The organism is Sphingomonas paucimobilis NBRC 13935, from assembly GCF_000739895.2.
Classification (GTDB): domain Bacteria; phylum Pseudomonadota; class Alphaproteobacteria; order Sphingomonadales; family Sphingomonadaceae; genus Sphingomonas; species Sphingomonas paucimobilis.
In genome coordinates, this window is sequence record NZ_BBJS01000068.1 from 1 (window position 1) to 12,188 (window position 12,188).

Genomic DNA, 12,188 nt, shown 5'->3' on the forward strand with positions numbered 1-12,188 from the left:
TTTTATCGGTCATTGCACCGCTTCTCCGGTGATGGTGAGGCCCTGCAGACGGGCGAGATTGGCGCGGGCGTCGAGGCGCGCTGCGGCGGCATCGAGGATGAGGCCGCGGGCGACTCCGAGATTTTGACGTGCGGCGAGCAGTTCGATCAGCGGGCTTTTACCTGCCTCGTAAGCGATGCGGGCGAGGCGGTAGCCTTCTTCGGCGGTTGTCAAAGTCCGCTGCGCGGCAGCGGCACGAGCGTCGGCTGCCTCGACCAGCGCTAGACCGGCGCGTGTCCCGGCCTCGGCTTCGAGCCGGGCCGCGGCGGCGCGCGCTTCTGCTCCTTGCAGCTCAGCGCGTGCCGCCGCGATGTTGCCCTGGTTGCGATCGAAGAAGGGGAGCGGGACCGATATGCCGGCGACTAGGGCAGGGCCGCTCGCGACGCGGAGTTGACGCACTCCAAGCTGCGCAGTGACGTTCGGAATGGCGAGGCGCTGTTGCACCGTCACCGCCCGCGCAGCGGCGTCTTGTTCGGCTTCCGCGACCCGCACCGTCGTCGCCTGCATCGCGTCAATGGGACCGAAAGCCGGCTTGGCATCGAGCCGATCGAGGAGTGACTCCGAAAGGCCGGTGAAGGGGGTGGTCATACCGGCGAGCGCCGAAAGACGTGCCAGCGCGACCGTCTTGAAAGCGCGCGTGTTTTCGAGGTCGGCCTGAAGCGTGTTCAGTTCGGTTTCGGCCTGCACTTGCCGGAGACGGGCTTCCTTGCCGGCGCCGACCAAAGCGCGGGCAACCCTCAAGACATCGGTCGCCTGTTTAACCTCTTCTTCGGCGATGGTGATGCGACGATCGGCGATTTCGGCACCAGCATAAGCGCGCGCCAGCTCAGTCGCAAAGACGAGACGGCCGTCACGATCGCGCGCCTTTGCCGCAACGATCCCGGCTTCACCGGCGGCGATCCGAGCGGATCGCTTGCCGCCCAGTTCGACAGGCTGATCGACCTGGAAAGTCGTCTGTTGTTGATTGCGCGCATTGCGATCGTGGTCGCCCACGAAATTCTCTGCATAGACATTGATCGAGGGGTTCGGTCGGGCGCGCGCTTGTAATGCCAAGCCGCGTGCTCGGGCGACGTCTGCTTCTAGCGCCAGGACGCGCGGCACATCACGCGTCTGATTTAGAAGCTGTGCAAAGGGGGGTGCGGTCTGCGACCACGCTGCACCTACGGGCGATAGCGCCGCAAAGGCGCCGGTCAGCGCAACGGTGCGCGACCGGCGAAAACTGCCGTTCATAGTGCATGATCCTCTAGGGTAGTCAGTCGACGCGCGCGGCGTCGGCGAGACTCAACCGCGAGGCGGACGCAGAAGCTTAGATGGGTCGATCCCGCTGGGGAGCGATGGAGTTAATATCGACCACACGCGAGCGGCGACGATGGCCGCAACCGGCGCAGCCCTCGCGCCATCGAAAGCAACCCAGTGGCCTGCGGCGAGGGCAAGAAGGTGAGCTGGCCCGTCGCCGTCGGCCTGCTTTGCCGGAGCCTGATCGTCATGATCGATCATAACCGCATGGTCGTGATCGTCATCAGAATGGGTATCGACCATGGCGACTTGAACCGGGCCGTGATCGTGAACCATGGCGCTATGCCATCCCGATACTGCGACAAGCCCGAGGACAGCGGCCAGCGCCAACACGACTCCTAGGATCGCAACAGAGGAACGCTGCACCGCCATCATTTGCAGCGTAAGCCGACGCAAAAAACGGGGCAAGGAAATCACTTGCCGGTCAATTCGAGCGTTCACGCTATTTCAGCCTGCTCGACATTATACCAGCGCCTTGGCGGCGAGACACGACATCAGGACGTGCCCCCCTTTGCGGAACGGTCGGTCAGCTTTGCCAAGCGGTGTGGCAGGTCGCTCATGACGCGGCGTGCATCACCAGGTCGCAGGTTACGCCAACGCCGGACCTCGTCGCGCGTGCGGCCACACCCCCGGCACCATCCGGTGCGGGCATCGAAACCACATAGATCGACGCAAGGCGATCGCATCAGATCGCGCCGATCCGACTGAGGCCTTGCAAGCCGGAATAGGCCATGTAGCCCGCGATCACGAGCATCAGGCCCGCCGACGCATAAGGCGCCTTGCGCGCGAAGTCGCCGAACCCTGACCAGCGCTTGCGGATGTGCGTGACGCTGAGCGATGCGATGACGCCGGCGCTGACCATCGTCACGGCAAGGCCGACGCTGAACGCGCTCACCAGCACGACACCGAGCGCGAGACGCTTGAGCTGGAGGCAGAGCAGGAGGACGGTGACGGCTGCGGGGCAGGGGATCAGCCCGCCCGTCAGGCCGAACAGCGCGATCTGGCCGGTCGTTACCTGACGATCGGCGAACCGGCGGCTGATATCGGCGGCGTGGGCGCGCTCATGCGCGTTCATGTAGGCATCGTCGCCCGTGACCTTCAGTCCATCATGCCCGTGGCCGTGATCGTGCCCGTGTTCGGCGAATGTGAGGTCGTAGTCATGGCTGTGGCCGCCGTGGCCCAGCGAGACGCGCGCGTTGAAGGCGTGCGGTTCCGGGATCTCCTCGACGCTTTCGATGTAATCGCCCCGATCGACGAAGCGGAATGTCTGCGAACGGCCTTCGCCGCGATCCGTTGTGAGGATAACATCCGCCGCTTTCCAGCCACCCTTGGCAAAGCTCGCCCGCCAGCGCGGCGGCACGCCATCCTCGAAAATCTCCAGACGCATCATGCCGTGGCCGGTGTCGATCGTGCGGATCTCGTCCTCGCCGTGATGGTGGTGGTGATCGTGCGCGGCTTCGGCCTTCTGATCGGCACGCGTGCGCCAAATCATCCATAGACCGATGCCAAGAACGATGACGGCCGAGCCGAGCAGGAGGTAAGGCTCGGTCGTTTCGGTGTTGATGCCGCGCCCGAGATATTGCCCGCCAAGCGCGATGCCCCACACGATCGCGGTGTGCGAAAGCGCCGCGCACAGGCCGAGCAGGACGGCTTGGCCAACAGTGCCACGCACTGCGATAATAAACGCAGCCATCATGGTCTTGGAATGGCCGGGCTCCAGCCCGTGCAGCGCACCGAGCAGCAGCGCGGTCGGGATGAACAGCCAGAGATTGGAGCTGCCCTGTTGAACGAGTTCGGCGAAAGAGGTCATGGTGCGTCCCGGCAAGCCCGGCGGTCGCGACCGATCGGACGTGAAGTTCGGGCAGGTCCATATCCCCCCATGGGGATAGAGTCTATCCCCCCGGGGGGTTGCTCGACAAAGTTCGTCCGTTTGTCTTATAGGGTGACATGGCCCATTACGATCATTCCAATCATCCCGCGATCATCAAGCGGCTCAACCGTGCGACCGGGCACCTGAAAAGCATCGTCGGGATGATCGAAGAGCAACGGCCGTGCGTCGATATCGCGCAGCAGCTTCAGGCGGTGGAGAACGCGATCGCCAGCGCCAAGCGCGCGCTCATCAACGATCATATCGATCACTGCTTGGTTCACGCCGAAGAGGGCGAGGGGACAAAGGTGGCGGTGGAGCAGTTCCGGGCGATATCCAAATACTGGTGATCGCCTAATCGGACAGGGTTGATCGGATTCGGCTTGTACATATGCCCCCCAGGGGATACGGGCGTCTCACTCTTGGGGAGTAGCTACCCGCTGTTGCGGGGCCATCGTCAACATCCTTGAACCTTCCGGTTCGTGGCGATGGCAGCAGATTTTGATCTGCCCGGCGAGACCAACGATGCGCTACCTCTCTCGTGGCCGGAGGTGGATTGCGTCGTTCGGTTGACGGCCCTTGGACGTATATCAATGACGGGTTTGCTAACGCTCGGCGCTCTTGGCGCCAGCTTGTCGGTCGACGCCTTCGCTGCGGCGGTGGGGAAGGGTGCGACCAATCAGCGCAATCGTTGGCGCGATGCCTTACGTGTCGGCGCCGTGTTCGGCTTCTTCGAGGCGATCACGCCGGCGATTGGCTGGGCGATCGGCCTGGCGCTGAGCACTTGGATCGCGGCAGTCGATCATTGGATAGCCTTCTTCCTGCTTTTCGGCGTCGGCGGGCATATGATCCATGCAGCGACGAAAAGCGACGTGGACGCGGGTCAGCGCGCTCAGACCGGCGTGTGGCGACTGGTCGTTACCGCGCTCGCCACCAGCATCGATGCAACGGCGGTGGGTGTCAGTCTCGCGGTCATGCAGGTCAATATCCTGACCGCGTGCCTCATCATTGGCGGGATCACCACGGTCGTCGCCACGATCGGCGTCATGCTCGGCAAGCACGCGGGACGGTATATCGGCCGCTATGCAGAGATGCTGGGCGGGCTGACGCTCATCCTCATCGGCGGCACGATCCTCTACCAGCACCTCACCGCCTGACCTCAAACCAGCGCGCCGCTTGCTCGCTTGGCGGGGAAGCGGCGCGCGATTTCGCAGCTAGTCCGCGATAAAGCTGCCGCGTCCTCCCCGGAACGCGCCGACGACATTGCCACGATCCCAATGGCCGGACAGGATGCCGCGCCGGGGGATGCTTCCGACCGGCTTGCGGCGCGCGGCGAGTAGCCGCGCGCGGCGTGTATCGCGATCGATGGGCAAGCCCGTCATGATGTCGATGGCGGTGCGCAGCGGGGTCATGCGGGCCGCCACTGCTCGACCAGCGCCGCCATCGCGTCGCGGTAGCCCCAAGCATCGGGATAGACGGACGGCTCGGCCGCCAGATGCGCCATGACGATGAGCATGTCTTCCGAGATGCCGGGATCGCAATTGCAGAGGTGAAGGACCGGAAAATGGCCCCATGCACTGCCGTCCCACCATGCCAACAGGAAGTCGGCCGCACGCGAGGCTTGGCCGGTATCGGACCCGGCGACGACGATCAGGCGGGCAATGGCCTCGCCAACGTCCTCGAAGCTGACAGCCCGGATTGCGGGGCGGCGTTGGGGTGGGCTCATGACTATTCGCTTCTGCTCCTTCAAGCGTGGAAGGGGACGGGGACCAACAGCGCATCATCGATCGGCTCGACGTCGCGCAGCTCCACCATCACGATCTTCTCTACCCGCTCGGCGCCGGTCGGATCGAGATAAACATAGGTGTGGCCTGCAAACACCGGGCTGCACAAGCGCCAGATCACGCCTTTCCGACCGATGCGGCGTTCCGCGCGCCCGTCATAGGATGCGAAAGCGCCCGCAATCCGGACCCGCTGCGCGATCCGCAGCCAATTGGCTGCGCCGTCGATGACGACGGCCAGTTCCTCCGGCGAAAGAGCCGGTCGGCCGATGCCGAACGTCGCTTGGGGATCGCGCGCGATCCGGGACAGCTTCTCCTCGACCGGTTCCGGTTTCCAGTCGCTGACTGGCCCGGGGGCGGCCTTGTACATATGCGTTACCGGCTTCCCGCCGAACAGGTCGGGTTGTACGCCGACAAGGCGGCGGTGGAACATCGCCTTGTGATAGTCGCGCCGCCATTGCGCTTCGGGGGTCAGCGGCTTCGCATTTGGGCCATCGCGCATGATCGCGACCAGCTCGTTAAACTCCTCCTCGCTCACCGTGGCGACGCTCGGGTCAAAGACAATGCGCGCCGCCACGCCCCGGCCCCCGTCGGGGCCGGGATCGTCGGCGGCGGTCACGCCGCCGCCTCCAGTTCGGGCGCTGTCTCGACCGCCATGCGGCTCAACAGCCAGTCGGACGCGTCCTGCGCGAGCCGTGCGGCGGTGAAGATGCACTTCTTGTCGTTGCGGAGCGCTTGAAGCCAGTTCGCCAGATAGGCGGCGTGGTCCTCGCGATCGTGGAGCTTGATGCCGATGGTGGCGCTGACGAACGCGGCCCCAAGCTCGGCGACCAGTTCCTCGCGAGCATAGTCCTCGCGCTTCGTGGAAATGAGGGAGGGGCGGGCAAGGCGGTCAACGTGCCCCGTCGCATGGCAAAGCTCGTGCGCTAGGGTCGAATAATAGTCGTCGCTGGTGTGGAAGTCGGCAAACTGCGGCATGACGACATGATCGCCGCTCGGCTGATAATAGGGCTGGGAACCGAAGTGCTTGAGGGTGACGGGCACGCGGGCAAAGAGCGTGTCCAGTTCGGCGTCGCGCTGGTCGGGATTGGTCGCGGTGATGACGGGCAAGGGGGCAGGATATTTCGCCTCGATGCCGTCGATCTGCTCGGCATTGAAGACGGTGTAGCGCTTGAGGAACGCCACCTGACGCTTGCCATCCTCGCCTCGCTCTGCGCCCTCCTGTGCCTTGCTGTCGGCGTTCACCTCGATCTTGTTGGCATAGACGACGGTTGAGCCCTTCTCGCCCTTGCGGACGCAGCCGCCGAGCGCGAGCGCCTGCTTGAAGGTCAGCCAATGCGGGGAAGCATAGCCCTTCGTCATGGCGGCAACCCAAAGGGTCAGGACGTTGATGCCGCGATAGGGAACCCCCGTCGAGCGCAGCGGGATGGTGGGTGCGGTGCTGCCGTTCCACGATTTCGACCAAGGCCGGGTGCCCGCCTCGATCATGGCGATCATCTGATCGGTGATTTCCTGATAGATGTCGGCCCGGTTGTCGGTGATCCGTCCCATGATTGTCTTCCTTTCCTCTGAGGCTGAAAGCCGGTCGCAACAGCAACCGGCTCTGCCTTTCCGGCGAGGAACGGGATGGGGAGGGAGGGCGAGAATCTACCGCTGGCGCGGGCGAGCCGCCCTAGCGTGGCCGACGCCCTGCAGGGCGTCGAGTGCCACGCTTGGCGGATTACACGGGCGGTCGATTGTCGTTCGGGAACGAAAGGGCAGCCGCCCTTGGTGTTCCCCGGCGCTGGATGGCCTCCGGGGGAGGGCAGCGGCGCGAACGGGCTTACGCCGCGCCCTAGGCGCTTCGATCAGGTGTGCCACGTGGCACACCTTTCACGCGAGGATCGTCACCCAATAGGGCCGAGACGGCGGTACGGCGGCTTGGTCGGCGCAGAGAGCGAAAGGAGCGGTGCTTGCAGGGTCGCACCCGGCTTCACGCTGATCCTAGACGTTAGCGTTCTGTAGCAACCCTGTTGAATAGAGCGCCATCTATAAGCTGGATCTCTGCCGTTTTGAGGGGCCGCACACCCTCTTTGGTGAGAACCCATGTCATGTCGTTGGATTGCCCCAGCGTGATACCTGACACCTGCTTTCCTTCGAGATGGTAAATCCACACCTCCCCTCGGGTGATGTTACCTATGCGGTCTTTCGCTCGGATCGTACCTGCAACATGGCCAGCGGCGACCACAATGAGGATGACAATGGTCCCGCACCCCACCCGAGCCATAAACAATGTCAGAGGATCAAAAAACGGCGGCCTATGCGATGCAGCCCTGGCGCGGTCGAAGAGCTTGCCGGCAATCAAAGTAAGCGCCGTCACGATCAGCAGCGGCAGGATCGCTGTAAGCCACGCGCCGGTTGTGGTGATAATGGCACCGAGGCCCTCCACCGCAACTGCAATGTTCGAACCGCCAAGATTGGTCGGATCGATGGCAAAACGGCCGAAATAGGCCTGTCTGTAGGTCCACCCGGCAAAATAGATGGCCGCTAATATGGTGGCGATCACGAAGGCGGAGTCAAACGCCTTGGTGACGAGTTCACGCGCTGAGGAAGATGTTCCAGGGCCTGCGGGCATTTGTCCTCCTTACGGGAATGGCTTTGCGAAGCGGCGTATAGATCCCACGTACACGGGTGGCTGGATCGTCGAGCTGACGAACGCGGCCCCAGCTCGGGAACCAGTTCCTTGCTGGCGTAGCTGTGCCACGTGGCACACCCCTCTTCATCGCTGGAACGATGCGTCCGACCCGGCCGAGTGATATGCCGGCGGATTGACCCGCCGGAGTCAGGCCGGCGTGTCGTCGTTGCCCGGTGCAGGCTGTGCGAGACCTGTATCGACGACGGCGGGTAGGGCTTCCACCGTTTCGACCTCGGTAGCGGCCGTTTGCAGGCGGATCGAGCTTCGCACCGATGCCGCGTCGAGCCGGTCCTGAAAGTAGGTCTGCGACCAAGCCATGTCAGCCCATTCGTCGGGGCGCGCCTGATAGGCGCCGACGCGGCCGACCAGACCACATAGCCAGTCGGCGCACTGGCATGTCTGGTAGCGTTCGCTCTCGACTTGGAAGGGCGGCTCGATGATGCGACGCCGGGGGGAGGGGCCACCATACATGGCTTGGCTCGCGCGAGTCAGGATGGCGTCGCGATCCTGATGCTCGTCCATGACGATGACCATATCGGCGTCGTTCTGATCGGCATATTGGTTGAGGCGCTTCATCGCCTCGCCCAGGACCGTGAGGTAAAGCGCCTGCGCCTTAAACTCCGCGACGGGGCGGTTCTTCTCGAGGCCAACGTAGAAGACATGCCCGCCGCTTGCGCGGATCTTGTTGAGGATGCGATTGGCCGCCGTGCGAACCTGCCGGTATTTCTCGACGTTCATGCTGGTGAAGAGGGCCGAGCCCTTCTTCTCCCATGTCGCGGGATGCTGGCCGCTTTGCCCGATCTCCCAAGCCAGCATGTTGCATTTGAGCTGGTAGAACCAGGTCGAGAATTGCCGCACGGATGAGTAGGGGAGGATCATGCCCCCGAGCCCGAAAACGGGACTGTCATTGTAGGCGGGATCGTCGCGCGCGACATACGGGCCGATGTGGCCAAACTCGTCGAGATAAGCGAAATACAGCATGCAGGTCCCCAGAATCGCGAAAGCCCACGCTAAGCGTGGGCCTCGGAATTGGGGCAGCCCGTGAGCCGCGTCCGTCAACAGATATGAGCGATGAGCCTGGTGTTGTCAAGAACGGACGCTGATTACTCCCCTGAGCGAAAGGCGTCCTCAATGATGGGCAGGTATCGCTCCACCTGCTCCTTGTCGCTCTCCTGCTCATCGGCGGGAAGATCGGCATAGTCGGTCGCAATCTGCTTTTCCCAGCGTTCGACAAGATCGGCGGGGATCAGCAACGAGCCGTCCTCCTGTTTGGTCGCCTTGCCGTGCATGTAGCGCTGCCAATGCGACCAGCGCTCATGTTCGATCGCGGCGAGGCGTTCGACCAAGGTCTTACGGGCGTCAGCGGCGAGAGGCTTTGCCATGTTAGATCAGCCCGCTTTCCACCAGACTTCGATAATGCTCGCCCAATACAGTCAGCTCGCAGGCTTTGCTGCCCATCGCTGCGTGCCACATATGCGGTGCATCGACGGGGCGCACGAGGTTGACCCTCACATACCGTTGGAGCACCGCGAATATCGCGGTTTTCTCCGGGTCCGGCGGTGGAATGGAGGGGTCGTTCTTCTGCTCCTCCGACCGCTCGGGCTCAAATGCCGGATCGAGAGGGAATTGGTAAGTGGCGGTCGGAAAATGCTTCGCCAGCGCCTGAAGATCGGTCAGCGCGATCGGGGGTGCCGCCTTGCGCAGCGACACGAAGGTTTTGACATTCGTCTTGAACACCGGGCGCTGCTTCCACGGCCCAAGCGACTGGTCGATATGAGCATAGACGCTGCCCGGCGTGACGTCGCCCAGCAGGTTGGCGGCGGCGCCGCCGAGCGCGTCGACGAACAGGCTGGTGAACACGCCGGCACCGCCCCCTTCGACCTCCATCGCATATTGCTCGGCGGTGGACGCTGTGAGGATGGTCATGCCGTCGCGGATTTCCGCAGCGGGATGGGTGGGACGTTCCCCGGCAGCGCCACTATGGCAGCTATCGAGGATGATGATCTTGTTCTTCGCCCCGGAATTGGCAGCGAGCGTCATGATGTCTGAAAGCGGCAGGCCATCGTCGCCGCTGCGGCTGTCGCTGGTGCAGAGGTAGCCGCCGGTGTCCTCGATGAAGCCATGCCCGGCGAAGTAGAACAGGGCGATGTCCGCGTCGTCGGCATAGAGTTCGCGGACAGCCGCCTTCAGCTCCTCGCGATCGACCAGATCGCCGGGACCGGTGCCGGTCAGGAGCTTAGGTGTAGCGAAGTTGACGGTGCCGTCGGCGTGGCGCTCGAGCATGGCCTTCACCGAGTGCGCGTCGTTCACGCACCCGCTGAGGTTCCCGATTTTCTCGTAATGGTCGATACCGACGATCAGGGCCTTGCGCACCGTCGCCTCCGGCTCAGAGTGAATCGATGAAGTTGGTGATGTTGGCGTCGCTCCAGGCAACGGTGCTGACGCCCGCGATCGAGGCGCGATCATCCTTATAGGCGTAGATGCCTTGGATCGGCTTGCCCTCTTCCTGGGCGCACTGGATTTCCCACTTCTGGCCCGTCGAGGCTGCCGAGTTCTTGCTGACCAGAACGATCACACCATGCGAGCGCTTGATCCGCGTGCGGACACGATCCTTCCAGTCTTTTTCGTATGGCTCCTTCACCGACATATCGATAAACTCGAATGGCTGCCGCGGATGGAGCGACTGCCCTTTGAGGAAGTCACGCTGCCGTTCATCCTCGATGGCGAACGCGATGAAGAGCACTTTCTTATCAGCCATTTCCAACATCCTCCATTATGGTTCTATTTCGATAATGAATCAGCGAACGCCCGACGACTTTAAGCATGAGCTGCAAGCTCTGGATACCGCCCATGCTCAAAACGAAGCTGCACGCGACAGCTTTGTTGCACTTGCACACACGGCGCTATTTGCCGCTTCTGTGTCATTTGTAGGAAGCGCGGTTCCGCTTGCCAAGGCGGTGTGGCCGTATGCCTTGGTTGCCGGATGGGCGATCGATGTTTTGGGGCTTCTTGCCCTGACGGTGAGCTTCGCGACGGCGCGTAAGGCGATCGATGCGCGGCGAGCTGCCCTCTACGACGATATCCCGCCGGTAGCGGCTTGGTCCGAACGTCTCAACGGGTTCGCGCTATGGTCATTTCCCGCCGCTCTTCTATGTTTGTTCTCTTTTGTCACAGCGAACGTGGTCAGTATCAATGAGCGAGAAGCCAGCCCCTCCGCCAGCACCGCCGCCATCCCGATCGGGCGGATCGAGGGGGATAGCGCCGCCGCCACGCGCGCCGTTGCCGCCGGGGGGCGTGTCGCAGCCTCAAACGGGCGTTGTTCCGGCGCCACGGGCTCCGGTCGCCCCACCACCGCCGCCGCCGCCTCCGGCGCCTGCCAAGAAGTAGGTTGCGGCGCACCGCGCAGATAGGTGTGCCACGTGGCACACCTCATCGTCGTGTAAGGCGATCCAGTTCGGCGTGGGTTCGGGCGGTGCGCGCTGCGCCACGATTGGCCGATAGGGCGCATAGCGCGGCAAAGGCGACGAGGCCGAATCCGATCAGCGTGAAGGTGCGCGCGTCCCCGTCATCGCCCGACAGGAAGACCGCTCCCAAGCCGATGACGAGCAGGATCAGGCTGAAGCAGATCTCCGTCGCGACGCTGGCGAGCGGGGTGGGAAGGTCGCGCAAGCGGATGCCCCGCGTCTGATTATGCCAGTCGCGGACCAGCATGGGGCAGTCCGGAATGGGCTCGCATACGGCACGAACGCGGTCGCCGACGGCCAAGGCGATATAGTCGCTCGCGCACAGCTTGAGCGTGTGGCCGTTGACCTCGAACAGCATCGCGAACTCGCGGGAGGTATTCACGAAGGTATGCGTCTCCGCGCGGGTCAGGCCGGTCCGGTGGATCGTATCACCGGGATGCGAAATGGGCACGGCGGGGTCTGCGCGGTGGGTCGTGTGTTGGGTCACGCTTACGTCGGTCGTGTCGTGAAAACCGATGATATACGAGACCGGCCCTTCGATGGCGACGAACCGTTGCTGCTTCCTCATAGCCAACGTCCTTGCAAGGCTGCGTCAAACTCGACGGCCAGCGTGACGGCGCCGGCGACCAGCGCGGCGAGCGCGAACAGCGCGAGCCGCGCCCGGATGCCGGGGCGCAAGTCGTGCGTGATGGCGATGGCGGCCCCGATCGCCACCCCGAGGATCAGCGCTGGCCCCAGCTCGTAGAGGACCAGGCCGGGAAGGCGGTTGGGGAGCAGGTAGGGGAAAGCACGGATGAGGCGACCGGCCAGGACGGCGCCGACGACAAGGGACAGCGCCATGCCCCAACGGCCGATCAGGACGGCGGCGGGAGAACCGCGCTCAAGCATTGGAGCGGTTCCCCGCATGAGCAACGCCTGCCCGCGAGGGCGGCCCTTTGTGGCCTAGTCTGATCGTCACCCGCACGGGCGGAAACCCGGCGACGGGGTTCCGCGGAGCGGCGTGGCACACGCCAGCGCAGTAGAGCACGGGCCGGCGGCAGGCCTCGCTTACTGCTTGATCGTCCCTA

The 12,188-nt window shown here is 63.7% G+C and carries 18 protein-coding genes and 1 riboswitch; of the genes, 4 read left to right on the top strand and 14 right to left on the bottom strand.

Annotated features, from left to right (window positions below; translation table 11 throughout):
- Nucleotides 1-9: 9 nt before the first annotated feature.
- Nucleotides 10-1,269 carry a TolC family protein gene (locus SP6_RS19370; RefSeq protein ID WP_042469542.1) on the bottom strand — a complete coding sequence of 420 codons (1,260 nt, stop codon included), beginning with the start codon at nucleotides 1,267-1,269 and terminating at the stop codon, nucleotides 10-12.
- Between the two features lie 207 nt (nucleotides 1,270-1,476).
- Here SP6_RS19370 and SP6_RS19375 point away from each other — a divergent pair, with 207 nt between their 5' ends.
- Nucleotides 1,477-1,677, top strand: coding sequence for a hypothetical protein (locus tag SP6_RS19375; RefSeq protein WP_232252448.1), 201 nt, complete (start codon nucleotides 1,477-1,479; stop codon nucleotides 1,675-1,677).
- Nucleotides 1,678-1,829: 152 nt separating this feature from the next.
- On the opposite strand, the gene SP6_RS20660 is transcribed toward SP6_RS19375, so the two are convergent.
- Nucleotides 1,830-2,021, bottom strand: a complete 192-nt coding sequence (locus SP6_RS20660; protein ID WP_037569978.1) for a DUF1289 domain-containing protein — start codon at nucleotides 2,019-2,021, stop codon at nucleotides 1,830-1,832.
- Nucleotides 2,021-3,145 carry a nickel/cobalt efflux transporter gene (locus tag SP6_RS19385; RefSeq protein ID WP_007406849.1) on the bottom strand — a complete coding sequence of 375 codons (1,125 nt, stop codon included), beginning with the start codon at nucleotides 3,143-3,145 and terminating at the stop codon, nucleotides 2,021-2,023. The genes SP6_RS20660 and SP6_RS19385 overlap by 1 nt, the downstream gene beginning before the upstream one ends.
- 137 nt (nucleotides 3,146-3,282) lie before the next feature.
- Here SP6_RS19385 and SP6_RS19390 point away from each other — a divergent pair, with 137 nt between their 5' ends.
- A complete protein-coding gene (locus SP6_RS19390) occupies nucleotides 3,283-3,552 on the top strand; it encodes a metal-sensing transcriptional repressor (RefSeq protein ID WP_007406864.1) in 270 nt (89 codons plus the stop codon).
- Between the two features lie 68 nt (nucleotides 3,553-3,620).
- A riboswitch (yybP-ykoY riboswitch) is annotated at nucleotides 3,621-3,791 on the top strand.
- A gap of 4 nt (nucleotides 3,792-3,795) precedes the next feature.
- The gene (locus SP6_RS19395; protein ID WP_018251237.1) at nucleotides 3,796-4,359 is read left to right on the top strand and encodes a manganese efflux pump MntP; all 564 of its coding nucleotides are present in this window, start codon (nucleotides 3,796-3,798) and stop codon (nucleotides 4,357-4,359) included.
- Between the two features lie 57 nt (nucleotides 4,360-4,416).
- Here the strand turns inward: SP6_RS19395 and SP6_RS19400 are convergent, their stop codons facing one another.
- The 9 genes from SP6_RS19400 to SP6_RS19440 form a co-directional block, all read right to left on the bottom strand.
- Complete coding sequence (locus SP6_RS19400; protein ID WP_018251238.1) at nucleotides 4,417-4,614, bottom strand: hypothetical protein; 198 nt, start codon at nucleotides 4,612-4,614, stop codon at nucleotides 4,417-4,419.
- Complete coding sequence (locus SP6_RS19405) at nucleotides 4,611-4,928, bottom strand: DUF7673 family protein (RefSeq protein WP_018251239.1); 318 nt, start codon at nucleotides 4,926-4,928, stop codon at nucleotides 4,611-4,613. The genes SP6_RS19400 and SP6_RS19405 overlap by 4 nt, the downstream gene beginning before the upstream one ends.
- A 20-nt stretch (nucleotides 4,929-4,948) precedes the next feature.
- Entirely contained in the window at nucleotides 4,949-5,602 is a 654-nt protein-coding gene (locus tag SP6_RS19410) for a hypothetical protein (protein WP_018251240.1), read from the bottom strand.
- Entirely contained in the window at nucleotides 5,599-6,534 is a 936-nt protein-coding gene (locus SP6_RS19415) for an ArdC family protein (RefSeq protein ID WP_042469543.1), read from the bottom strand. The genes SP6_RS19410 and SP6_RS19415 overlap by 4 nt, the downstream gene beginning before the upstream one ends.
- Nucleotides 6,535-6,973: 439 nt before the next feature.
- Nucleotides 6,974-7,597: a hypothetical protein gene (locus SP6_RS19420; protein WP_042469544.1), complete on the bottom strand. Its 624-nt coding sequence runs from the start codon at nucleotides 7,595-7,597 to the stop codon at nucleotides 6,974-6,976.
- Between the two features lie 207 nt (nucleotides 7,598-7,804).
- Nucleotides 7,805-8,638 carry a DUF3800 domain-containing protein gene (locus tag SP6_RS19425; RefSeq protein ID WP_018251243.1) on the bottom strand — a complete coding sequence of 278 codons (834 nt, stop codon included), beginning with the start codon at nucleotides 8,636-8,638 and terminating at the stop codon, nucleotides 7,805-7,807.
- A 122-nt stretch (nucleotides 8,639-8,760) separates the two neighbouring features.
- Nucleotides 8,761-9,039, bottom strand: coding sequence for a hypothetical protein (locus SP6_RS19430; protein WP_018251244.1), 279 nt, complete (start codon nucleotides 9,037-9,039; stop codon nucleotides 8,761-8,763).
- Nucleotide 9,040: 1 nt separating this feature from the next.
- Entirely contained in the window at nucleotides 9,041-10,030 is a 990-nt protein-coding gene (locus SP6_RS19435) for a caspase family protein (protein ID WP_018251245.1), read from the bottom strand.
- Nucleotides 10,031-10,043: 13 nt separating this feature from the next.
- Nucleotides 10,044-10,415, bottom strand: coding sequence for a TIR domain-containing protein (locus tag SP6_RS19440; RefSeq protein ID WP_042469555.1), 372 nt, complete (start codon nucleotides 10,413-10,415; stop codon nucleotides 10,044-10,046).
- Between SP6_RS19440 and SP6_RS21145 the strand changes: the two genes are divergently transcribed.
- Nucleotides 10,390-11,067, top strand: coding sequence for a hypothetical protein (locus SP6_RS21145; RefSeq protein WP_128130751.1), 678 nt, complete (start codon nucleotides 10,390-10,392; stop codon nucleotides 11,065-11,067). The genes SP6_RS19440 and SP6_RS21145 overlap by 26 nt on opposite strands.
- 19 nt (nucleotides 11,068-11,086) lie before the next feature.
- Here the strand turns inward: SP6_RS21145 and SP6_RS19445 are convergent, their stop codons facing one another.
- Nucleotides 11,087-11,689: a hypothetical protein gene (locus SP6_RS19445; RefSeq protein WP_042469545.1), complete on the bottom strand. Its 603-nt coding sequence runs from the start codon at nucleotides 11,687-11,689 to the stop codon at nucleotides 11,087-11,089.
- Nucleotides 11,686-12,009: a hypothetical protein gene (locus tag SP6_RS19450; RefSeq protein ID WP_170172305.1), complete on the bottom strand. Its 324-nt coding sequence runs from the start codon at nucleotides 12,007-12,009 to the stop codon at nucleotides 11,686-11,688. Before SP6_RS19450 ends, SP6_RS19445 begins: the two co-directional genes overlap by 4 nt.
- Between the last annotated feature and the right edge of the window lie 179 nt (nucleotides 12,010-12,188).

Coding starts and splice junctions, on each gene's coding strand:
- SP6_RS19370 (WP_042469542.1), bottom strand. CDS start 1,269: ATGAACGGCAGTTTTCGCCGGTCGCGCACCGTTGCGCTGACCGGCGCC.
- SP6_RS20660 (WP_037569978.1), bottom strand. CDS start 2,021: ATGCGATCGCCTTGCGTCGATCTATGTGGTTTCGATGCCCGCACCGGA.
- SP6_RS19385 (WP_007406849.1), bottom strand. CDS start 3,145: ATGACCTCTTTCGCCGAACTCGTTCAACAGGGCAGCTCCAATCTCTGG.
- SP6_RS19390 (WP_007406864.1), top strand. CDS start 3,283: ATGGCCCATTACGATCATTCCAATCATCCCGCGATCATCAAGCGGCTC.
- SP6_RS19395 (WP_018251237.1), top strand. CDS start 3,796: ATGACGGGTTTGCTAACGCTCGGCGCTCTTGGCGCCAGCTTGTCGGTC.
- SP6_RS19400 (WP_018251238.1), bottom strand. CDS start 4,614: ATGACCCCGCTGCGCACCGCCATCGACATCATGACGGGCTTGCCCATC.
- SP6_RS19405 (WP_018251239.1), bottom strand. CDS start 4,928: ATGAGCCCACCCCAACGCCGCCCCGCAATCCGGGCTGTCAGCTTCGAG.
- SP6_RS19415 (WP_042469543.1), bottom strand. CDS start 6,534: ATGGGACGGATCACCGACAACCGGGCCGACATCTATCAGGAAATCACC.
- SP6_RS19420 (WP_042469544.1), bottom strand. CDS start 7,597: ATGCCCGCAGGCCCTGGAACATCTTCCTCAGCGCGTGAACTCGTCACC.
- SP6_RS19425 (WP_018251243.1), bottom strand. CDS start 8,638: ATGCTGTATTTCGCTTATCTCGACGAGTTTGGCCACATCGGCCCGTAT.
- SP6_RS19430 (WP_018251244.1), bottom strand. CDS start 9,039: ATGGCAAAGCCTCTCGCCGCTGACGCCCGTAAGACCTTGGTCGAACGC.
- SP6_RS21145 (WP_128130751.1), top strand. CDS start 10,390: ATGAAGAGCACTTTCTTATCAGCCATTTCCAACATCCTCCATTATGGT.
- SP6_RS19440 (WP_042469555.1), bottom strand. CDS start 10,415: ATGGCTGATAAGAAAGTGCTCTTCATCGCGTTCGCCATCGAGGATGAA.
- SP6_RS19445 (WP_042469545.1), bottom strand. CDS start 11,689: ATGAGGAAGCAGCAACGGTTCGTCGCCATCGAAGGGCCGGTCTCGTAT.
- SP6_RS19450 (WP_170172305.1), bottom strand. CDS start 12,009: ATGCTTGAGCGCGGTTCTCCCGCCGCCGTCCTGATCGGCCGTTGGGGC.